The organism is Dickeya parazeae Ech586 (assembly GCF_000025065.1).
GTDB classification, from domain to species: Bacteria; Pseudomonadota; Gammaproteobacteria; order Enterobacterales; family Enterobacteriaceae; genus Dickeya; species Dickeya zeae.
On the sequence record NC_013592.1, the window covers coordinates 1,756,551 to 1,778,860 of the forward strand.

Consider the following 22,310-nt stretch of genomic DNA (forward strand, 5'->3'; position numbering starts at 1 on the left):
CGCTGAGCAAGTCTGTTGCTTCTGGCCCAACCAGTTTCTTCAACGGAAAAACCACGGAAAGCGACGCCGTTCCGGTGGCGCCAACTGCGCGATTCGTTCACGGATCGCTGCCAGCAGGCTGGGTTGATGTTCATCGTCGTAAGGTATCTGCGTCAACAGCGTCAGTGCTTCGGCGACCGAATCCACGACGTAGATATGGAACTGATCGTTGCGCACGGCGTCAACGACGTCCGGCAACAGGCATAAATGACGTTGATTGGTTGATGGGATTATTACCCCTTGCTTACCTGTCAGTCCGCGACGCTGGCATACTTCGAAGAACCCTTCGATTTTTTCGTTAACGCCACCAATGGGCTGTACATGCCCAAACTGGTCGACGGAACCGGTCACAGCCAGTTGTTGATTGATAGGACATTGCGACAAGGCACTCACCAGCGCGCTAAGTTCAGCCAGTGACGCGCTATCGCCATCGACCTCACCATAGGACTGTTCAAACACGATCGAGGCAGAAAATGGCAGCTGTTGCTCGAGTTCCAACTCGGAAATCAGAAACGCCTGCATGATCATCATACCTTTAGCATGCAGGTTGCCACCCAATTCGGCTTTACGCTCGACATCAGTGAGTTCGCCATCGCCGGGATGGACCACGCAACTGATACGGGTCGGCTCACCAAACATCAGCGGGTAGCCAGGGTATTCCAGCACCGACAGGCCGTTTACCTGACCAATCATGTCGCCTTCGGTTTCGATCAGAATCTGACCCAATTCGATTTCATCCTGCATGCGCTCAGACAGGTATCCTTCGCGCCAGCGGCGTGCCGTCACCGAATCAATAAACGCTTGCCCGGTAATTTCTTCCTGGCGCGTATAGAGAGCCGCGTGTTTGAGCTGGTGAGTTAACCATTGCGGACATAACGGCACATTACCCTGATCGCCGCTATAGCGGACGGCCAGTGAGAACAGTTCCGGCCAGGCGTCGGCAGACAGCAGAGGCAACTGATTTTCCAGACACAATGCGTTGATGTAAGAACACCAGTGCACCATATCTTCCGGCTCGATTAATTGTAGCTGCGACTCAAATTCACCATAGATCGCCAGTTCGCCCAGTTCTGGTTCCATATCGTGAATATCGCCCAGGCTGTCACGATCGCCGAGTACGACCAGACGCAGGTCGACTGGCATCGGCGGGATCTCTACCGGTAACGGTCGTCGCTCATCGGGAGACAACCAGTGATATTGACCATCGATGATAATTTGCTTAAGTCGCAACCACATCAGCGGCTGGGCCAACAATGTCCGTGCGGACAGAATCAGGGTGCCGCCGTTGACGCGATGGAGCAGGCCGGGTTGCAGGCTGATGTCATCTTTGTACATCCGTACACAGCCAAATAGCTGTTCCGGTTCGATCCACTCCTGATAGCCGCAGCGCAACGTAGCCGCAAAATTGTCATCCGGATACTGGGCTGGCTGAATGCTGATCTGACGTCCATCAAGATGATAACGATAGCCAGATAACGTTTCTGGCTGCCGTGCAGGCAACTGCGCGATGGCGTTGGCAATCAAAGCCAGATAGGCATTATTCTCCTGTGCCTTCAGCAGCATAAACTGCGAAGGCGAGCGGGGATGGCAAAAAATCGTCAGCGCATCAGCAAGCCGAGGTTGCACCGCAGAGAACTCAGCGGGGGCAAGTTGGGCTGCCTGGGAGAATAATGTCTGATATGGCGTATGATCGGGCAGCAGGTGCTGCCATTCGAGTCGGTTATTGGTCAAAGTATCTGCTGTAATCGTTTAAAGGAAAAGCGTAATTATACAAGAATTCTCAAGGCTGCATACGTGCAGAGGTGGGAGAGGTTAACAAGAGAGCATTCAGGGTCTATTCTGGGTGAAAAATAACCAGAAGGGATTGCCTGTAGTGGGAATATCGGGCAACAATGGGGGCAAGTTCAGGCACGTTACACGGTCACTAAAGAATAATGTATGAAATATCAACAACTAAAAAATCTTGAGTGCGGCTGGAAGTGGAAGTACCTGGTTAAAAAACATCGCGAGGGTGAGCCGATAACGCGCTTTATTGAGCAAAGTGCAGCCGATGAAGCCGTCAACCGGCTACTGAAAATGGAAAGTCAGCCGGTACTGGTACTGGAGTGGATTGCGCAGTGCATGAATCCCACGCTGGAGAATCGCATGAAGCAGACGATTCGTGCCCGGCGTAAACGGCATTTCAACGCGGAACACCAGCACACCCGTAAAAAATCTATCGATCTCGATTATCTGGTGTGGCAACGTCTGGCGGCGCTGGCGCAGCGTCGCGGTATTACCCTGTCGGAAACTATCGTGCAATTGCTTGAAGACGCAGAGCATAAAGAAAAGTACGCCAGCCAGATGTCGCTGCTTAGACAAGACCTCCAGGCCATGCTAAATCAGCCACCGGAAAATGACGTTTCTGACTGAAACATATCGGCGATAACGCGCTATTTCGTCAGTTAAGTTTATCGATTAAGAAGGGGGGTTACTCGTTAAGCGGCGTTAATGCGTTATCCCGGACGTTAGCCTTCCCTATGCATGCGGTGATTCCATAGCAGACTTCAGATCTCATCTCCGACAGTACCGGGCAGTTCAGCATGCCAACACATTTCAACATGCTAACTGATTGCCCTGAGACTTAAATTATTTTGGGTACAATAATTAAAAAAATGAAAAAACGATGACGACCGGAAAACTTAATGGCCAGGTGACACCAATTAATATGGCGGCTAAAAAACGCATGATTAACGAATTATCTTTGCTCATAAAAAAAGTAAATATCATCGAGACCGCAAGGCCCAGGAAATAGAGGGTTCTGATCATTTCCCACAGGTGATGGTGTGACACATTTACTTCCTTATGGTTGCAGGGGCGCGTATTCTATGTCGTTAAAATTTTACGATCAATCGATTAACCTACCTGAGTGATGCCTGCATGGACATCCCGGCGGGGAAACCTTGCCGCACGGCCACTCAGCGAACATCGCCATTGTCGTGGCAGACTCTCACTCTGCGTACCTGAGTGCCGGAAAAATGTTAACAGCATTGAATGCCGCCGCTGTTGGGCACTCAGCCGTAAAATTTACTTTGTAATAATATTACACAGAGTCAGGTTTTATTTTTGTCAGATATGTCAAAGAATACAAATCCGGAATAGTCTGAGCTGCGTTTATCCTTTTTTAGATAATTATTTATTTTCAGGCAAAGTATAAAACGCAATGTGTGGCCGTGATAAAACTCGCTGCCTACGGTGTATAGTCAGGACACGCTTAAAAAACGGATGAGTTAAAAAGAATAAAACTGAGATCTATATCACATCAAAAACACGTATTTTTTATGTTTTTTTGTTATTTATATGACGATTATATTAATTTTTTGTTTCAGTATGGACTTTGCTAAAGGACTGGCATAGTTTGGAACTTTATCCTGCCAGAAAGGTAATGAAATGAGTGAGATATCCAGTCTGTCACTGAAAATCCCATCAGAGCTGAAAGAAAAGATCAAAGCCGCCGCGTTGGAAAACGAGGTTTCTATCAGCGCTGAGGTCAGTGCCCGTTTGCTGAGAAGTTTTGATATCGAAGATCATGCCCATGACGCTGATGAGGCAGAGATCGTTGATAGCCAGAACACGGAAGAGATCGTCGAACAACCGCTGACGGCGAAGGAAATCAAAAAGCTTCGTCAGTTGCTCAAAGGCAAAGGAACATCCAGGAAGAAATAATCCGCGCCTTGCATGCTGTATCAGCCTTAAGTGGTACAGCATTTATCTTGTTTTTCTCCCTTGAGTTTGAGCCTCCGCTTTCCCTGCCTGCTTTATCAATACAGCCGTCTTATCCCCGTATGCTCGATGGCAACAGCGCCGTTGCAAAGAGAAGGGTAGCCTGAAGGAACTTTTACCTGATTCGGACTACTCAGTTTTCATCAACTATTGTTAGCACAGGATGTCTGGTGTATTGCTCGCTATGGTCTGACGCCGATAGTCGACCACGCCGGCTCCAGTAAGGCATGAGAGATGACGAAGGCGAACAAACAGCATCCAGTGTAGCTGAATAAATCCGGGTGCCGTTTTGCCAAGTGTTCGCCTGAAAAAATAAACATTGCGCTATCTTTCCAAAAAAAAACCGAATATTTCCCTGCACTCTTGCAGAGAAACGTGTGTTCCTATGAAAAGTATTTTCGGATCAAAAATATTGCTTAAATAGACAGTCACACTATTTATCGCGTAATGATATGGAAAATTTTGTAAGATTTTCCTGTCAACAACAACAATGCACTTACTATTCTTTTTATAATATGAAACAATCCATCATCGGTGTGATTTCACCACAGAGATGACGCTGATAATGAGGATGGCAGGACGCCGAATCCGATTATTGCAATCAATATCTAATAGATATAACCGTGCCATGTTTCAGACTTAACACTAAACCATGCATGGTTGCTTTAGCGACGGATTCATCGCAGGAAATGATAATCATGGAGGATAATGTGATTTCCAGACATAAAATATACGGTAAATGTACCCACTGTACTAACCGAGACATATTAAGGCCCGACTTTCCCCGATGTGCATTTCCCCAATGCACATTGCATCACACAGATGCTGTCACCTGTCGCTCAGGTAAGAGATCAGTGCTGTTATCTTACTTTTCGTTCTTTCTATATAGGGATATATCCCAAATAGGTATATATCCAATACAGTGATATACCTCAAATAATTCGAATTTCAGGACAAAATGTGTACGTGCCACGCGGTGGTGCTTTAGGGCAAGTTCAGGCTTGAAGTATGGCGTGTATAGAGGGTGAACCCATGATTCATACAGCCAAAAGAATGAATCTACCAAGGTATGGGATCGGGTAAATATACGTTATTTACCAATCGGTTTATTGGATTGTAAACAAAAGGATTTTATTAAAGGGGCTCATAATGAATTTTTCTAATTTAAAAATAGGCTACAGACTGGCAATCGGATTTTCATTTCTTATTGTTATGCTGTTGATTTCAGGTGCTGTGGCATTAAGTAAATTGAGCGATTTTAACCAAAAAATGGATTATACCGTCTCTGACCTTTATCCGTTGACAGCAAAAGGAAATAAGCTGGTTGATGAACTGAATAATGCGTTGCTGGGGCAACAATTTGTTTTAATGTCAGACTCCGCGGCGGATATTCAAAAGCAGAATGAAGAGATTAAAGCACACTCTGCGGAAATTACGACTTTACTGACTGAATTGCATAAAGACGTTAAAGATGCTCACTCTATTGGTTTGCTTAAAGATATCCAGCAGATTCGCAGCGAGTACACCTTGTCAGCGAATAAGTTGATGGACCTGGCAGGTCGTGGGAACAAGCGTGAAGCCATGGCTGAATTGATGGGCGTCTCACAGGCGTTGCAGAAAAAATATAAAAGCAAAGTTGCCGAATTCATCAATTACCAGGATAGCCAAATGATTGGCGCACAAGATATGGTGCAAACGAGTTACAACGAAATTCGTATGATGCTGTTGATGGTTTTTATCATCAGCATTGTGGCTGGCGGGCTGATCGCCTGGGGGATTACCCGTAGTGTGACGCGGCCGTTGCAAGAGGCGCTCACACTGGCAGAGAAAGTTGCCAAAGGTGATTTAACGTCTGAATCGTCGGTGTGCACACAAGACGAAACCGGGAAGTTATTGCACGCACTGTATGGGATGAATGACAATTTGTGCAATATCGTCAGTCAGGTTCGTGAGGGCGCTGAAACCATCTCTTCTGCTGCCTCGCAGATTGCATCAGGCAATCAGGATTTGTCTGCCCGAACTGAGGAACAGGCCAGTTCGCTGGAGGAAACCGCCGCGTCGATTGAACAGCTGACCGCGACTATCAAAAATACGGCGGCCAATACGGAACACGCCGCGTCACTGGCGGGACAGGCTTCCGACATTGTGCGTCAGAGTGGTGAAATGATGGCGGACGTCACCCGGGAGATGCGTGAAATACGTGATGCTTCCCAACGCATGGCTGAAATCATCGGGGTTATCGACAGTATTGCGTTCCAGACCAATATTCTGGCGCTGAATGCTGCCGTGGAAGCAGCCCGGGCAGGCGAACAAGGGCGAGGGTTCGCGGTAGTGGCCAGCGAAGTTCGGGCTCTGGCACAACGCAGTGCGAATTCGGCCAAAGAAATTAAAGAGCTGATTGATAACTCGGTGCAGAAAGTGCAGGACGGCATGTCGCTGGTGGAAAACACGGAGCACACGATGGGGGCGGTGATTGATAATGCGCACAACGCCGATAGTGTGATTACGGAAATCGCGAGGGCCAGCCTGGAGCAAAGTGAAGGCATTAATCAGATAAATCTGGCGATCGGTCAGATCGATACGACGACGCAGCAGAATGCTGCTCTGGTAGAAGAATCCGCAGCAGCAGCGTTATCGCTACAGGAGCAGGCACAAACGCTGGCGAAGACCGTCAGTGTATTCAAGCTGAACAAGTCGGGCACGGAGAAAGGGACGATGCGGCGCGAATCAGCAGGAAAAGGGCTTGCGCTGACCGGGTTGCCGGGTACAAAAAACGCGAACGTGTCTGATACCCCAGAATGGGTAACGTTCTGATCAATGATTCATTGCCGATGCAAATAAAAACCGCAGCGACACGATGTCGTACTGCGGTTTTTTTACAGCCCAACACAGGTATCACCGAAGCGTACCGTGGTGGTTAGTGATTTTTGCGATTTTGTCAGACCGGATAATTACCCAATGAGCTGATGTTGCGACCATCGCCAGATATCGGCCACTAAAAACAGTATCAGACTGACTCCCATAACGGGCAGGCTAACCATCAACACGCCTGAAATTATCAGCACCAGCAGCCGGAGAGGTACAGCCAGTTGCAAGAACGCCGTGGTCAGAGTCTGTGCCGGGTTGCGGGTGGATGTATATGTTGGACGTCGTATCCACCACATGCGATATCCCCAGACAATCAGGCAGCAGAGCCCGAGCCCAAAAGCCGCGAGCAACAGTTGGTTGGGCAGGCCGAACAGTACGCCCATGTGAGCGTCAATGCCCCAGCGAGTCAGTTTGGCGGCCAATGGATAGTCAGCAAAACGGATTGTATCCATGACATGGAACGTTGTTGGGTCAACGGCAACCGCATCAACCTGTGTAGGCCATGATCGATCAATTTCACTAACAGTCCAGGCACGTTGGGGTTTGAGCGCCGGGCGAACCTCTATCTTCCCGGCATTAATACCCGCGTCTCTGGCGGCAGCCAGCACGTTATCGAAGGTCTGCGGTGTGACAGGGGAGGGCATCGCAGGCATCGGCATCATGTGATGTTCCGCATGTGGTGACGCTGACGTGTCCGGTGCGGTATTTAGGTGGGTATTCACCGACGGGGTTTGCCAACCCAGTACAGCGCGAAGCTGGGCAACATTGTCGCCCGCCCAGCGTGACCAGGTTAGACCAGTTGCTGAGAAAAAAAGCAAGCCAAGCAATAACAGTAAGCCAATAGTCGAGTGGTTGCGGCGCAATCCCTGACGTTGTCTGACGGGACTTTGACGCCCGCTGGTGGGACGACGGCGTGAACGGGGCTGCGCTTTGCGGGTCGAGATCCAGATATAACCTCCTCCCAGTGCGGCAATCCATAGCCAGGAAGCCGCCAGTTCGCTGTAATGGCGGCCAATATCGCCCAGCAACAGGTTGCGATGCAGATAATCCAGCGTGGTGCGAAACGGTAAAATACCGCTGGTGCCGTAGACAGTCAGGGCACCACGGATATCAAGAGATACCGGATCCACAAAGACCGCAAAACTTTCGGAAGGGCTGAGTTCTGGCAGTGAGTACATCACCCGCGTCGTCTGTCCCGCGCTGGGGGCGGGGCGAACGGCGGTCAGCCGGGCATATTGTGCCTTATCACCCAATGCCTGCGCTGCGGCGGTAATTTGTTGCGACAGCAACTGCGGAGTTCCCGTGGTATCGGTAAACAACTGGTGAGAATAAAGTTTTGTTTCAATCTGAGGGGTTAGCACATAGAGCGTACCCGTCAGGGCCGCAATAAAGATGAACGGGCCAACAAATAACCCAATGTAAAAATGCAAACGCATCAACAATGCCTGCACCGCGACGCGTTGAGAGCGAACCAGATTGTCGCGACTCGCGTCTTGCTCGGGCGACACATCCGTGAGCGTGTCTGCCTGATGGACATAGGAGGTGGCTGTTTTTGACTCGGACATAACATCTCCGTAATAGCATAAGCCTGCCGCCGACAGCGGATATCACTGCACTTGTTGGCGGATATGGGTGTTCCACGGCATCTGAAGTCACTCATCTCATCGATGAACTCAGCCGTAAGTGATGCGGCGTGATACCACGCTTATGAGCACACCACGTTTTATGAACACATTCGTTTTTATCACCGGCGATTTATAAGGGGGGAGCGCGCGGTAAGGGCGGCAGGAACCGTAGAATATAAGGCGATGCAAATGTAGGGCGAGGTGTCTGCCAGCGGGATAGCCAGACGGCATGAGCTGGTTGGAGTGCACCAGATAGTGCCAGCAGCGGTAAATGCGACAGCAGGACACAGTAACCACAGGCAGCATGATCCTCCATCCCCATTTCCCCATGTGACATCGGGGGTGTGGGTGAGTGGGGCGTATACATGCTGTGGTGTTCATGATGACCCGACATGGGGGCCATGGCTGAAAGTGACGAGGACGAGAGGGTTTGAACGTGATGGCTATTTCGCAGCGATTGCGAAATGGGCGGAGCCAAAAAGATCATGACAAAGGCCAGTATCCCAAGCCAGACAGGGAGGCGTCGTTGTCTCAGTTCAAACAGGGACATGCGTTACATGTGATGATCAGCAAAGGGTAGAATGGGCGACACTGTACCCGATCAGTCGGTTAGGGTTAAGAAAATGTTCTTTTTTGATCCCATTCGGTGAAAAAATTGCGCCCTGTTTTCCATAAATCGCCGTTTAATGCCTGCCGGAGCCAGAAGTTTCTTGCTACTGCCGTCATGTGAGAGGAAAATTTACCCTCGTTTCTCAACGGACGATTCCTAGGCATTTCTGGGGTCATATCCGTTATCGTTTTTCATCCTGAGAAAGCGGTTTATCGTTGAAGTGGGCCGATGTTGTCTAAACGGTGACCTATTATGATGAACCATTCTTTTCTCAAGTTGTCGGAAAGCTAACTTATCCATTAATATGGGTTTTAGTTGATTTAGGCACACATACAGGGGGAGATGTGCTGGTTAATAAATTTAGGGTTAAGCAGCGTGTTGCTAATCTTCGCTGGGTTTCAGCGGCGGTCATGTTGTCTCTGACATCATTGCACGCCTGGGCTTTTTCCATTGATGATGTGGCGCAAAAGGCGGAAAAGCTGGCTGAAAAGGGTTATGAAGCGCCAAAGAGCAATCTTCCTGCCCAGTTTCGTGACATGAAATTTGCTGATTATCAGCAAATTCGCTTCAACCAGGACAAATCCTACTGGAATTCAGACCCAACGCCTTTCAAGCTGCAGTTCTACCATCAAGGTATGTATTTTGACATTCCGGTCAAAATCAACGAAGTGACTGCCACTGAAGTCAACGAAATCAAATATTCTACGGATTACTTTGATTTTGGCTCGGTCAACCATGACCCGGCGACGGTGAAAGATCTGGGTTTTGCTGGCTTCAAGGTGCTCTACCCAATCAATAAAGCGGATAAGCACGATGAAATCCTCAGCATGCTGGGGGCGAGTTATTTCCGCATCGTTGGTAAAGGTCAGGTGTATGGTCTGTCTGCTCGCGGGCTGGCTATCGATACGGCATTGCCTTCCGGTGAAGAATTCCCGCGTTTTCGCGAATTCTGGATTGAGCATCCGAAACCGGAAGACAAACATCTGGTGATCTATGCGCTGCTGGATTCCCCGCGTTCTGTTGGGGCTTACCGGTTTGTGCTTTATCCGGGTAGTGACAGCATGATGGACGTGGAAGCCAAGGTCTACCTGCGCGATAAAGTCGGTAAATTGGGCATAGCGCCGTTGACCAGCATGTTCCTGTTTGGGCCAAACCAGCCGTCGCCGACGCTGAACTACCGCCCGGCGTTGCATGATTCTGACGGCTTGTCGATTCATGCCGGTAATGGTGAGTGGATTTGGCGTCCGCTGAATAATCCCAAACACTTGTCGGTCAGCACTTATACCATTGAAAACCCGAAAGGCTTTGGTCTGCTGCAACGCGGCCGTAACTTCTCCGGTTATGAAGACCTGGACGACCGTTATGACCTGCGTCCGAGCGGCTGGGTTGAAACCAAAGGCGACTGGGGTAAAGGCAAAGTTGAATTGGTAGAAATTCCGACTGCGGATGAAACCAATGACAATATTGTGGCTTTCTGGACACCGGAAAACCTGCCAGAGAAAGGCAAGCCGCTGGAAATGAAGTACCGCCTGCATTTCACCCGGGATGAAGAAGCGCTGCATTCGCCAGAACAGGCTTATGTCATGCAGACCATGCGTTCGACGGGTGATGTGAAACAGTCTAACCTGATTCGTCAGCCTGATGGCACCATTGCATTTCTGGTTGATTTTGTCGGCGGCAAAATGAAGGATCTGGATCCGAATGCGCCGGTCGCGTCGCAAGCCAGTATTGGCGACAACGGCGAAATTGTGGAAAACAGTGTTCGCTATAATCCGGTAACACATGGCTGGCGTCTGACACTGCGTCTGAAAGTGAAGGACAACAAGCAGCCGACGGAAATGCGAGCAGCGTTGGTCAATGGTGATACCACATTGACTGAAACCTGGAGCTATCAGCTGCCTGCTAATGAATAAATCAACTGCTTCCCTCGAGTATATCGAGAAATTACCTCTGCCTGCCGGGCAGGCAGAGGCCCTTCGTGAGGCGCTGTCTTCGTCTCAGGATCTGTCTTCCTTGCATCAGTCACTGTCTGACGGTTCTGCTGTCAATATGCAGTCGCCGGACGATGTTCCGCTGGTTTCGGTGCCACGCCGTCTGGAAATGGCGTGGGAAGATGGGCTCAATGGCGGTAAGCAACTGGGCAAAGATCGTGAAGGTCGTACCGCATTGCAGGCTATGCCGCGTATTACCCGTGCTTCCATGTTCCCCGATGCCTGGCAGACGAACCCAATGGTACGCTGGTGGGATACCTTCAAAGGCCGCACCAAACCGCCTCGTCATCAGTACAAGACGGCAGAGGAAAACGAAGCGGAAAACCGCTGGCGTAAAGTGGGAACGCTGCGTCGTTATATTCTGCTGGTGTTGACCCTGTTTCAAACAGCGATTGCTACCTGGTATATGAAGACTATTCTTCCTTATCAGGGATGGGCCTTGATCGATCCGTTTGCGATGATCCATCAGGATGTCTGGCGCACCATCATGCAATTACTGCCTTACGTGCTGCAAAGCGGGATATTGATCCTATTTGCGATACTGTTCTGCTGGGTCTCCGCCGGTTTCTGGACTGCGCTGATGGGTTTCCTGCAACTGCTGATCGGTAAGGATAAATACAGTATCTCATCGACAGTAACCGGGAATGAGCAGTTAAATCCGGCGCATCGCACGGCATTGATTATGCCTATCTGTAATGAAGACGTAGAACGCGTTTTCGCAGGGCTGCGGGCGACCTACGAGTCGGTGGCGGCTACCGGTGAGCTGGATCATTTCGATATTTATGTCCTCAGTGACAGTAATGATCCGGATATTTGCATCGCGGAACAAAAGGCGTGGATGGATTTATGCCGGGAAGTCGACGGTGCAGGCCGTATCTTCTATCGTCGTCGTCGTCGTCGTGTGAAGCGTAAGAGTGGCAACATCGATGATTTCTGCCGTCGCTGGGGCAGTCAGTACAGCTATATGGTGGTGCTGGATGCGGACAGCGTGATGAGCGGAGAGTGCTTAACATCACTGGTTCGCTTGATGGAAGCCAATCCAAACGCCGGGATTATCCAGTCTGCGCCGCGTGCATCGGGTATGGATACGCTGTATGCCCGCTGCCAGCAGTTTGCTACCCGTGTTTATGGGCCGCTGTTCACCGCCGGTCTGCATTTCTGGCAGTTAGGTGAATCCCATTATTGGGGGCATAACGCCATCATCCGGTTGAAACCTTTCATAGAGCATTGTGCGCTGGCACCGTTGCCAGGTGAAGGGTCTTTTGCCGGCTCTATCCTGTCGCATGACTTTGTCGAAGCTGCGCTGATGCGTCGTGCCGGGTGGGGCGTATGGATAGCGTATGATTTACCTGGCAGTTATGAAGAATTACCGCCTAACCTGCTGGACGAATTGAAACGCGATCGTCGCTGGTGCCACGGTAACCTGATGAACTTCCGCCTGTTTCTGGTCAAAGGCATGCACCCGGTACACCGTGCGGTATTTTTGACAGGTGTTATGTCTTACCTGTCTGCGCCGCTGTGGTTCATGTTCCTGGCGCTTTCTACGGCATTGCAGGTGGTTCATACGCTGATGGAGCCGCAGTATTTCCTGCAGCCCCGTCAATTGTTCCCGGTGTGGCCGCAGTGGCGTCCGGAACTGGCGATAGCGTTGTTCTCAACAACGCTGGTGTTGCTGTTCCTGCCTAAGCTGCTGAGCGTCATTCTGGTTTGTGCCAAGGGGGCTAAGGCTTATGGTGGGACGATCAGATTGTGTACTTCACTGCTGATTGAAATGCTGTTTTCAGTCTTACTGGCGCCGGTGCGTATGTTGTTTCATACCGTATTCGTGGTCAGCGCATTTCTGGGGTGGTCGGTACAATGGAAATCGCCACAGCGTGATGATGACGCAACGCCCTGGAGCGAGGCTTTCACCCGCCATGGCTCTCAGTTACTGCTGGGTCTGGTATGGGCTGGCGGTATGGCATGGCTGGATTTGCGCTTCCTGTGGTGGCTCGGACCTATCGTCTTTTCGCTGATTCTGTCGCCGCTGGTTTCTGTATTGTCCAGTCGCGCCAACCTTGGTCTGGCTTGCAAACGTGGTAAGTTTTTACTTATTCCGGAAGAGTCCAACCCGCCGCGAGAGCTGGTGGCGACCGACGAATACTTCCGCCGCAATCGTGAGCGCAAGCTGGAACATGGCTTTATGCATGCGGTGTTTGATCCGTCCGTCAATGCGTTGGCCAGTGCCATGGCAACAGCACGTCACTGCCTGAGTAAGCCGATTGAGGATATGCGTGAACAGCGCGTTAATGACGCACTGCATCGTAACCCTCAGGAGGTTGATGGCAATCTGCGTCTGGCGCTGATTAGCGATCCGGTGACATTGGCTCGCTTACATCATCGAGTCTGGAGTCAGTCTGATGCGTACAGTAACTGGCGAAACCATTACCAGACGCTTGCTGCGCCGGTGATTAAAAGCGAATAAATCCGCATAAGTCAGTGAAAAAGCAACGGCCAGTCCGTTGCTTTTTTTATGCTCATCGTATGTCCAAACATGATGTTTGCAGCATTATTCTGCTTCGGATACCAGTTCCCGGTTTGATTTACGGCGCAAAGAGAGCCAGGAGTAAAATGCGTTAATCATCACAACGCTGGCCGTCACCAGAAATACGGCTCTGAACCCAAAACTTGCGGAAACGCTGGCACCTAACAACGGCCCCGTCACATTGCCGACATCGCGGAATGACTGGTTATAGCTGAATATCCGCCCGGCAACCTGGTGAGAGGAGTGATAAATAAGCAGTGTTTGCACCGCTGGCAGTAACGCGCCATCAGCAGCACCCAGCAGGAAACGTAATACCGCCAGTTGCCAGGGCGATTGCACGAACGCCATGGGGATCAGCAATAATACCGACAGTATCAGCATGGCAACCAGAATCCGCTCCGGGCCAATCTTGTCGCCAAGTTTTCCCAACCGTGGTGCGCTCAGGAGTGCTGAAACCCCCGGAATAGCCGCGATCGCGCCACTGATAAACGCCAGATTGTCGGTTTGGCCTGCCAGCTCTCGTACATACAGGGTCAGTATCGGTGCAACGGAGCCGGTTGCTACCTGAATGATCAGAGTGGTGACGAACAGGCTCATCACCAGATGAGGATTTTGCAGTGAAACCATGACCTGGCGCCCGCTGAGCATGCCTTTTTCCCTGACAGGCTCAATACGCTCTCGAATGAAAAAGAAGGTAACCAGAAAGCAGATAAACAGCACCACAGCAGTAATGAAGAAAACGGGACGCAAACCGAAGGTATCGGCCAGATACCCCCCAAGTAGCGGGCCAAGCAGCGCGCCACCGACCGCACCAGTAGACAAGGTTCCCAGTGCCCAGCCACTGCGATTACGGGGCACTTGTATGGCGATCAACGCATTAGCATTCGGCACAAAACCGCCCAAAACACCCAATGCCGCTCTGAGTAACAGAAACTGCCAGATGTTCTGCACCAGGCCCATTAGCGCCATCACTATCGCCATCCCTAGAGCGGAGCGTAATAGCATCAATTTTCGCCCCTTGCGATCGGCAAGGCGCCCCCAGAAGGGGGACGCGATGGCCGAAAATAGAAACGTGATGCTGAACACTACACCTGACCAGAGATTTAATGCCTCATGACCCTGTATACCCAGTTGTTCGACGTAAAGTGAAAGAAAAGGCATGACCAGACTGAAGGCCGCCCCAGTAAAGAAACATCCCAACCAGGCAATGTAGAGGTTGCGTTTCCAGTCAATCGGAGCGGTATCGTCCATCGTGTTTCCCTGGCTGGCCGCAGCCAGCACGTGATTCAAAAGCGTTTAATAGAGCGAAGGTTCCCCATTAGGGCGTGTTTTAAAACGGCGATGCAGCCACATGTATTGGTCCGGTGCCAGCAGGATATTTTCTTCAACCAGCTTATTCATCCAGGCCGCGGTGGTTGCCTCATTCTCCAATGGGATATCCAACTGGGCTGGGCGAATGAGCAGCTCATAGCCCTTGCCATCCGGCAAACGGCGGGGGACGAACGGCACAATAGCGGGTTTTGCCGCACGGGCTAGCATATAACTACCGACCGTCGTTGCGGCATGTTTCACAGCAAATAAAGGCACAAACACGCTGCTGCGTGGACCATAGTCGTGATCGGGGGCGTACCAGATAATCTCGCCTTGTTTGAGCGCACGGATCATGCCCTTTACATCTTTTCGGTCCAACATGGATTTGTTAGAACGCATTCTTCCCCAGGTTTGCAGCCAGTCGATCAGTTTGTTGTCGTTAGGCCGGTAAACACCGATGCCGGCGTTTTGTATGCCAAAGATGCGGGCCCCTAATTCCAGGGTAAGGAAATGCAGGCCAATCAGTAAAACACCGCGCTGTTGTTCTCGCAGCGGCCGCATGTGTTCTAGTCCGGTTACCGTAAACCAGCGCTCCACCCTCCAGTCTGGCCAAAACCAGGCCATACCGGTTTCCATGACGCCCATTCCGACGGATTCAAAATTTTTCTTAACCAGCGTCTCCCGTTCCTCCGTCGGCATATCCGGGAAGCAAAGCTGCAAATTACGATGTGTGATCGCGACGCGGCGTTTCAGAATGCGCATTGACAGCCTTCCCAACCCAGTGCCGATGCGATAGATGAGAGGATAAGGCAACAGTACCAACAGATAGAGTAGCGCGATACCTGTCCAGGTCGGCCAGTAGCGTGGGTGTAGCAGCGAGCGATTGAAGGCGGGGATTTGAGTCATAGCGTTAGTATTAAAAAACGGCGAATAATACGCCGACGGTTAATGGAGTTCTTTGCGTTTTCCAACCGAGCAGCCAAAGGCGACATTCTTAAGAAGAAAACACTCGTGTGTTTTTTATCCGCAAATTCAACACGGTATTTATCATAGCATCTGTGAAATACTGATTTTAACGTTTGATGACATTAGGGCGGGAGCCAGTATTGCGCCTGTGATCCCCGCACGGTAACGGCGGGGATATGGCTGTCAGGAGGTGAACAATCCTTTGGCGTAGTGAGGCTCACAGCGCCAGAACTGCGGAGGAACGGTGACGTTTTCTTTTAGCCGGATCGCGGCATGCCATGGCCAGCGAGGGTTAAACAGCATGGCTCGGGCAAGGGCCACCGCGTCCGCTTCTTCGGTTGCAAGGATGGCTTCTGCCTGCTCAGGCTCAGTAATCAAGCCGACGGCAATCGTCACCAGCCCCGTTTCCTGACGAATCTTTTGTGCGAAAGGCACCTGATAGTTGGGCGCGGGCTGGATGTGTTGCAATGGTGATAGTCCACCGCTGGAAACATGAATATAGTCACACCCCAGTTGACGCAACATGTGGCCAAGTTCAATCGATTGCGTCAGGTCCCAGCCGCCTTCAACGGCATCCGTGGCGGAAATGCGAACGCCGACCGCTTTATGGGGGGGAAATACCTCACGTACCGCCATATAAACTTCGCGCAGCAAGCGCATCCGATTGGGTAGTGAACCACCGTATTCATCGTCACGCTGGTTGGATAAGGGGGAGAGGAACTGGTGCAACAGATAACCGTGTGCCGCATGGATCTCTATCAAATCGAATCCCAGTCTGTCTGCCCGTTTGGCCGAAGCGGCAAAAGCATCAATCAGGTTTTTAATTTGATCATGGCTCATGGCGACCGGCGGCGTGTCTTCAGGGGAATAAGGTAATGCCGAGGGCGCGACGGTTTGCCAGCCGCCTTGTGCAGGAGACAGGAAGGCCCGGTTAGCCCAGGGAGCATCGGTTGAGGCCTTTCGGCCGGCATGACCAAGCTGAATACCCAACGGGATGGTGGAGTGCTGACGAATTCCCCGGATAACGGGCGCTAAAGCGCGTTCGGTATCGTCATCCCACAGGCCGAGATCGTGTGGTGAGATGCGGCCTTCCGGCACCACGGCGGTGGCTTCAAGAATCAGTAAGCCAGCGCCGGAATGTGACAACGTGCCCAGGTGCATCATGTGCCACTCTGTGGCTTTACCGTCTTTTGCGGAGTACTGGCACATGGGTGCGATGATAATACGGTTTGGCAGCGTCAGGTTTCCCACTGCCAATGGACTGAACAGCTTGCTCATGAAGATAAACCCTCATCTAAGATAAATTCAGCACACCATGCCAGAGTGGCTGCTGTGCCTGAAATACGGATTTCACATTCCGATATCCCCGTCGTTCACTGACAGCATGCTGTCCCTCCTGTATGATGCGACGGAAATTTATTGGTTACGCAACATCGCGTTCATATCATCTTAACGCCATTCACCTCAATAAAAACAGGACAGTACACCATGCCAGTGTTACATAACCGTGTTTCCAATGAGGAACTGAAAGCGCGCATGCTCGCTGAAACCGAGCCGCGAACTACAGTGTCCTTTTACAAGTATTTTCAACTGGATGAGCCACGGGCTTTTCGTGACGCACTGTATGTCGCGTTTGAGCAGGCTCGGGTATTCGGCCGTGTCTATATCGCCAGCGAGGGGATCAATGCGCAGATAAGCGTCCCTGCCAGTCGATTTGAGGCTTTTCGTACCGCGTTGTATGGCGCGCATCCGGCATTAAATGGCGTTCGTTTGAATATTGCACTGGAAGATGATGGTAAGTCATTTTGGGTATTACGCATGAAAATGCGGGAGCGCATTGTTGCCGATGGGATTGACGACGCCAGTTTCGATCCAACACGGGTAGGGCAGTACCTCAAAGCGGAAGAGGTTAACCGGATGGCGGATGACCCCGACACCTTGTTTGTGGACATGCGTAATCACTACGAATATGAGGTTGGTCATTTTGACAACGCGATCGAAGTGCCTTCCGATACATTTCGTGAGCAATTGCCGATGGCGGTCGATATGCTTGCAGAAGCACGTGACAAGAATATCGTGATGTATTGCACTGGCGGGATTCGCTGCGAAAAAGCCAGCGCCTATATGCTTCATCATGGCTTCAGGAATGTTTACCATGTTGAAGGCGGCATTATTGAATATGTCCGTCAGGCTAAATCCCGCGGGCTGCCACTGAAGTTTATCGGCAAGAACTTCGTGTTTGACGAACGCATGGGGGAGCGGGTATCCGACGATGTGATTGCGCATTGCCATCAATGTGGGGAGCCATGTGATACCCACGTCAATTGCAAAAATCAGGGATGCCATTTGTTGTTCATTCAATGTCCGACGTGTGCAGAAAAATATGAGGGGTGCTGTAGCAGTACGTGTCAGGAAGAAACACGGTTGCCAGTTGAAGAGCAACGCCTGCGCCGCAAGGATCGCGAAGTTAGCATGAAGATTTTTAACAAATCGAAAGGGCTGCTGAATACTACACTGGGGATTCCTGCGCCGGAAAAAGCAAAATAGTCAGATTGAAAAATTAAGCGCAGAGCTCGTGAGAGCCCTGCGCCAGAGATTATTTCTGACGAACACCTTCAATAGAAATAATCAGTTCTACTTCCTGAGACGCTGGGCCAAGATCGGTTGTGATATTGAAATCTTTTAGCGCCAGTTTGCCTTTCGCCTCAAAACCAGCACGATACCCGCCCCATGGATCATCACCCTGACCCATCAATTTGGCATCCAGCGTTAAGGGTTTGGTGACACCGTGTAATGTCAAATTACCGGTGATTTTTAATACGTCCCCGTCTTTCTGAACGCTGGTTGAGGTAAATGTTGACTGAGGGTATTTGTCAGCATTTAGCAATTCAGCACTACGAATGTGTTTGTCGCGCTCGGCCTGATTGGTGTCCACACTGTTAGTATTAACAGTAACGTTCACTTTATCTGCGGAGGGATTATTTTCGTCAAACGTAAATGTCCCGTCGAAGTCTTTGAACGAACCGTAGATCCAGCTATATCCCAGATGTTGAATCCTAAATTGAATAAACGCATGTTGCTCTTTCTTGTCAATTTTATAATCGGCAGCAGAGACCGAGCCGGTCCAGGAGAACAGTGATGCCAGGGTGACGCCCAGCAGAAGCGTTTTTTTCAGCATTGGTATTTTTCCTTAAATTCCAAAATGAATTAATCAACATGTCGACCAGACATGCGTTTTAACGTTACATCACGATCAATAAAATGATGTTTTAGTGCCGCGAGTGCATGTAAAACCGATAAAACGACGACCGACCAGGCCAGATATAAATGAATCTTGCCAGCGGTATCAGCCTGGTTTTGAATGCCACTTAGCGTCGCAGGGACGGAGAACCAGCCAAAAACAGAAATAGCCTGACCTTCAGCCGTGGAAATCAGATAGCCACTAATAAGAATACTAAATAACAATAAATACAGGAAAATATGCGCTGCCGTAGCGCCGATACGGGTTAATGTTGAATAGCTTGACAGCGCTGGAGGCGGTGGGGAAAGCCAGCGCCATATAACGCGGAAAAACAGGGTCAGAAACAGCAGTATACCTATTCCCTTGTGTATTTCCGGTGCGTTGTGATACCAGGGGTTGTAATATCCTAGCGTCACCATCCACAGTCCTAATGCAAACATGCCATACACTGTTATAGCGCTGGCCCAGTGCAAGAGTACACTGATATATCCATATCGGGTTGATGTATTACGCCAAACCATTATTGAAATCCTTATCATTTACTGGCAACTGTTACAGGAACATAACTATACGGAATCGTAAAATCAATATAAAAATAGCATATTCAAACCAGTTGAATGATGTTTCAGTGTTTTTGAATGTGCGCTCATATTTTTATTCGAATAGGTTGTTTGAGTTTGATGTTTTATTTTCTATTTATTTTATTTTTTAATAAATAAATTGGATTTATCTTAAAGTGGTTTGTTTATTTTTCGATTTTTTTATTTTGATTCTTCTCTTAACGAAGAAATAAGATAATAAATTGTTATCCTGGGGATGATAACGGTAGGACACCGCTCAGGGAGCGGTGTCCGGATGGTGAAAAATAATGGTGAATGATGATAAATATAAAAAGCGTTAATGCTTAAGGTAGTCAATCAGTTGGCAGTCTTTTGATTCAATTTTGGCAATGCCAGCCTCCAGGATATAGATGAGCTGTTTTGCCACATCGGTGGTCAACCATAATGTGCGATCGACCTGGGCTTCGTCCGGCGCCTGGTCTGCCGTAGCGAGGTAATGCAGACGGATCATCATCGCGTCATAACTGTCAACGGTACTGATATCCCAACCCACAAGCGGGTGCGTTTGAATAATCTCATTTTTTCTGTCCATAAATACCCCTTATTGACTAGTTACTACCGTGAGTGACTAAACGAGGTTTAAGACGGCTCTTGTAGCTGAGCAATATCAGTATATCTCTGTCGGATTCATTTATGGAAATTAAATGTAAAAAAAACTCAAGTGGATGTTTCGATTAATTATCCAGCAGAATGAGAGGGGTAAATTGAACAAAAATAGTACAGCGCGTTAATGTAAGATGGCGATGCATCACCACATCTTAGCGAAAAAAGAAAGGCCAGAAGAGATGTCTGGCCACTGGGTAACCTGTGCGAATAGAAAAAAGGATATTACTCGTTCTGAACAAACCAGTCGTCAGCGCTTTCCCAGGTTTCCTGCAGGATTTCCGATATTCTCTCTTTGTCGTCTTTACTGCCGCCAAAAACGCTCAGGTTATTCGAGGCGGCATAACGGATGCTCACCGGGGTATCCGGGTAAATGTCATGAACCCGGTGGCTAAGCTCGTAGGTCAATGCTTCAAGTGCGCCAGTAGGCAGTAGAGTGGTTTTTGCAATAGTCAGTTCAATACGCATGGTTGCCTCCTTTTTACTGTGATTTTATACAGTAAAAAAGAAAAGGCAACAACATGGATAAAAAATAACAACATGGACGAAAATGTAGCGCGGTCTTTACATGACCGCGCGTCAACCGCTATCAGGCGACAGACCAATTCAGGCTCTGTCCGGCAAGGAATGGGATAATACACTCTTCGCCTGCAACGATCTCTTCGGGAAATCGCACCGGCTGGCGGCGTAATTCCAGTGTATCTTCATTGACCGGCAATCCATAAAAACGCGGGCCATTCAGTGAGCAGAACGCTTCCAGTTTATCCAGCGCGTTCAACTCCTCAAATACCGTGGCGTAAGCACTTAGTGAAGCCTGAGCGTTGAAAACACCAGCACAACCGCAGGAGGACTCTTTACGGTGTTTGGCATGGGGGGCAGAGTCTGTACCGAGGAAAAATTTCTCACTGCCTGAGGCTGAGGCAACGGCTTCGCGTAATGCCTGTTGGTGAATGTTACGTTTAAGGATGGGCAGGCAGTACAAGTGTGGGCGGATACCACCGACCAGCATATGGTTACGGTTAAACATCAGATGCTGTGGAGTAATGGTGGCAGCGACGAAGCGATCGGCAGCTTGCACATACTGAGCGGCTTCGCGGGTAGTGATATGCTCAAATACTACCTTCAGTTCCGGGAAGTGCTGGCGCAGCGGCTCCATGATTTGCTCGATAAAGCGGGCTTCGCGATCGAAGATATCGACTTGTGGGTCGGTGACCTCACCATGAACCAATAGCGGCATGCCCAATTTCTGCATCGACTCCAGTATGGGGTAGATGGTTTTGATATCAGAGACACCATGGCTGGAGTTAGTGGTGGCATGGGCCGGGTAGAGTTTAGCAGCAGTAAAAACGCCTTGCTGGTAGCCGGAGATAATTTCGTTTTTATCCAGTGATTCTGTCAGATAACAGGTCATCAGCGGCTGGAAGGTGTCGCCAGCCGGTACGGCAGACAAAATCCGTTGCCGGTACGCCTCTGCCTGGACGACGCTGGTAATGGGCGGTGTCAGATTCGGCATGACGATAGCTCGGGCGAACAGGCGGCTGGTGTAAGGCAGCACAGCCTTGAGCATCTCGTCATCACGCAGATGAAGGTGCCAGTCGTCAGGGCGACGAATCTTCAGAATAGTCGGCAAAGGGGTCATGAAACGCTCCGCGGTCAGTAAATAACGCCCCTGAAGCAGGGGGAAATACGGCGGGGAATAAGCATAAGCGGAAAGCGTAGTGAATGCATCCGTTCGTTGTGAAAAGGTTGAAATTAGCTTGTTATTGGCGTTTTATGGGTGAATATTCAATCTGTTGCTATATCAATGGAGTATTGTGATGGAAATTCGTATCGTTGCCAGTGTTCAGGCTAAGCCGGAATTTATCAATGACGTTGCGGCTGCGGTTCGGCAGGTTGTTGCACCGAGTCGTCAGGAAGAGGGTAATTTGCAGTATGAACTGCATGAAGAGTTGAATAAAAGCGGCTCGTTCGTCTTTTTCGAGCGTTGGAAGAGCCGACAGGCCATCAGTGAACATGAGCAGACTGCGCATTTCCGTGCGTTTGTCGCACAGTTGGAAGGCAAAGTAGAGAGTATGGATATTAAATTATTGCAGCCAGTGGCATAAAAATGCCCGTCATACAGACGGGCATCGAATCATCATCAGCACCTG

At 49.9% G+C, this 22,310-nt stretch carries 19 protein-coding genes; 7 read left to right on the forward strand and 12 right to left on the reverse strand.

Features of this window, described 5'->3' with window-relative positions; translation table 11 throughout:
* Positions 1-39 precede the first annotated feature (39 nt).
* Complete coding sequence (locus tag DD586_RS07750) at positions 40-1,770, reverse strand: AAA family ATPase (protein WP_012884254.1); 1,731 nt, start codon at positions 1,768-1,770, stop codon at positions 40-42.
* 207 nt (positions 1,771-1,977) lie between these two features.
* Here DD586_RS07750 and matP point away from each other — a divergent pair, with 207 nt between their 5' ends.
* Positions 1,978-2,451 carry a macrodomain Ter protein MatP gene (gene matP / locus DD586_RS07755; protein ID WP_012884255.1) on the forward strand — a complete coding sequence of 158 codons (474 nt, stop codon included), beginning with the start codon at positions 1,978-1,980 and terminating at the stop codon, positions 2,449-2,451.
* 234 nt (positions 2,452-2,685) lie between these two features.
* Here the strand turns inward: matP and DD586_RS21305 are convergent, their stop codons facing one another.
* The gene (locus tag DD586_RS21305; protein ID WP_012884256.1) at positions 2,686-2,871 is read right to left on the reverse strand and encodes a GhoT/OrtT family toxin; all 186 of its coding nucleotides are present in this window, start codon (positions 2,869-2,871) and stop codon (positions 2,686-2,688) included.
* 597 nt (positions 2,872-3,468) lie between these two features.
* On the opposite strand from DD586_RS21305, the gene DD586_RS07760 reads away from it, so the two are divergent.
* A complete protein-coding gene (locus DD586_RS07760) occupies positions 3,469-3,744 on the forward strand; it encodes a hypothetical protein (protein ID WP_012884257.1) in 276 nt (91 codons plus the stop codon).
* Between the two features lie 1,206 nt (positions 3,745-4,950).
* Entirely contained in the window at positions 4,951-6,615 is a 1,665-nt protein-coding gene (locus tag DD586_RS07765; protein ID WP_012884258.1) for a methyl-accepting chemotaxis protein, read from the forward strand.
* Positions 6,616-6,752: 137 nt separating this feature from the next.
* Here DD586_RS07765 and DD586_RS07770 read toward each other — a convergent pair whose 3' ends face one another.
* Together DD586_RS07770 and DD586_RS22470 are read right to left on the reverse strand one after the other, a co-directional pair.
* Positions 6,753-8,234, reverse strand: a complete 1,482-nt coding sequence (locus DD586_RS07770) for a PepSY-associated TM helix domain-containing protein (protein WP_012884259.1) — start codon at positions 8,232-8,234, stop codon at positions 6,753-6,755.
* Between the two features lie 190 nt (positions 8,235-8,424).
* Positions 8,425-8,844 carry a DUF2946 domain-containing protein gene (locus DD586_RS22470; RefSeq protein WP_071818923.1) on the reverse strand — a complete coding sequence of 140 codons (420 nt, stop codon included), beginning with the start codon at positions 8,842-8,844 and terminating at the stop codon, positions 8,425-8,427.
* A 470-nt stretch (positions 8,845-9,314) separates the two neighbouring features.
* On the opposite strand from DD586_RS22470, the gene DD586_RS07775 reads away from it, so the two are divergent.
* The gene (locus tag DD586_RS07775; RefSeq protein WP_095522551.1) at positions 9,315-10,817 is read left to right on the forward strand and encodes a glucan biosynthesis protein G; all 1,503 of its coding nucleotides are present in this window, start codon (positions 9,315-9,317) and stop codon (positions 10,815-10,817) included.
* The gene (mdoH, locus tag DD586_RS07780; protein WP_012884262.1) at positions 10,810-13,359 is read left to right on the forward strand and encodes a glucans biosynthesis glucosyltransferase MdoH; all 2,550 of its coding nucleotides are present in this window, start codon (positions 10,810-10,812) and stop codon (positions 13,357-13,359) included. Before DD586_RS07775 ends, mdoH begins: the two co-directional genes overlap by 8 nt.
* Before the next feature lie 84 nt (positions 13,360-13,443).
* On the opposite strand, the gene mdtG is transcribed toward mdoH, so the two are convergent.
* The 3 genes from mdtG to DD586_RS07795 all read right to left on the reverse strand — a co-directional run bounded on the left by mdtG (position 13,444) and on the right by DD586_RS07795 (position 16,974).
* Positions 13,444-14,670 (reverse strand): multidrug efflux MFS transporter MdtG, encoded by a 1,227-nt coding sequence (mdtG, locus tag DD586_RS07785; protein ID WP_012884263.1) that lies wholly within the window; start codon positions 14,668-14,670, stop codon positions 13,444-13,446.
* 45 nt (positions 14,671-14,715) lie between these two features.
* A complete protein-coding gene (locus tag DD586_RS07790; protein ID WP_012884264.1) occupies positions 14,716-15,636 on the reverse strand; it encodes a Kdo(2)-lipid IV(A) acyltransferase in 921 nt (306 codons plus the stop codon).
* 243 nt (positions 15,637-15,879) lie between these two features.
* Complete coding sequence (locus DD586_RS07795; protein WP_012884265.1) at positions 15,880-16,974, reverse strand: NADH:flavin oxidoreductase/NADH oxidase; 1,095 nt, start codon at positions 16,972-16,974, stop codon at positions 15,880-15,882.
* 210 nt (positions 16,975-17,184) lie between these two features.
* Here DD586_RS07795 and trhO point away from each other — a divergent pair, with 210 nt between their 5' ends.
* Positions 17,185-18,243: an oxygen-dependent tRNA uridine(34) hydroxylase TrhO gene (gene trhO, locus DD586_RS07800; protein WP_012884266.1), complete on the forward strand. Its 1,059-nt coding sequence runs from the start codon at positions 17,185-17,187 to the stop codon at positions 18,241-18,243.
* Between the two features lie 49 nt (positions 18,244-18,292).
* Here trhO and DD586_RS07805 read toward each other — a convergent pair whose 3' ends face one another.
* The 5 genes from DD586_RS07805 to pyrC all read right to left on the reverse strand — a co-directional run bounded on the left by DD586_RS07805 (position 18,293) and on the right by pyrC (position 21,799).
* Positions 18,293-18,874, reverse strand: coding sequence for a YceI family protein (locus DD586_RS07805; protein ID WP_012884267.1), 582 nt, complete (start codon positions 18,872-18,874; stop codon positions 18,293-18,295).
* 29 nt (positions 18,875-18,903) lie between these two features.
* On the reverse strand, positions 18,904-19,458 hold the full coding sequence (locus DD586_RS07810) for a cytochrome b (protein ID WP_012884268.1): 555 nt from the start codon (positions 19,456-19,458) through the stop codon (positions 18,904-18,906).
* 376 nt (positions 19,459-19,834) lie between these two features.
* Positions 19,835-20,089: a biofilm formation regulator BssS gene (gene bssS / locus DD586_RS07815; protein ID WP_012884269.1), complete on the reverse strand. Its 255-nt coding sequence runs from the start codon at positions 20,087-20,089 to the stop codon at positions 19,835-19,837.
* Between the two features lie 296 nt (positions 20,090-20,385).
* The gene (dinI, locus tag DD586_RS07820) at positions 20,386-20,628 is read right to left on the reverse strand and encodes a DNA damage-inducible protein I (protein WP_012884270.1); all 243 of its coding nucleotides are present in this window, start codon (positions 20,626-20,628) and stop codon (positions 20,386-20,388) included.
* A gap of 121 nt (positions 20,629-20,749) precedes the next feature.
* A complete protein-coding gene (gene pyrC / locus DD586_RS07825; protein ID WP_012884271.1) occupies positions 20,750-21,799 on the reverse strand; it encodes a dihydroorotase in 1,050 nt (349 codons plus the stop codon).
* A gap of 178 nt (positions 21,800-21,977) precedes the next feature.
* On the opposite strand from pyrC, the gene DD586_RS07830 reads away from it, so the two are divergent.
* The gene (locus DD586_RS07830) at positions 21,978-22,265 is read left to right on the forward strand and encodes a putative quinol monooxygenase (protein ID WP_012884272.1); all 288 of its coding nucleotides are present in this window, start codon (positions 21,978-21,980) and stop codon (positions 22,263-22,265) included.
* The last annotated feature ends 45 nt before the right edge of the window (positions 22,266-22,310 follow it).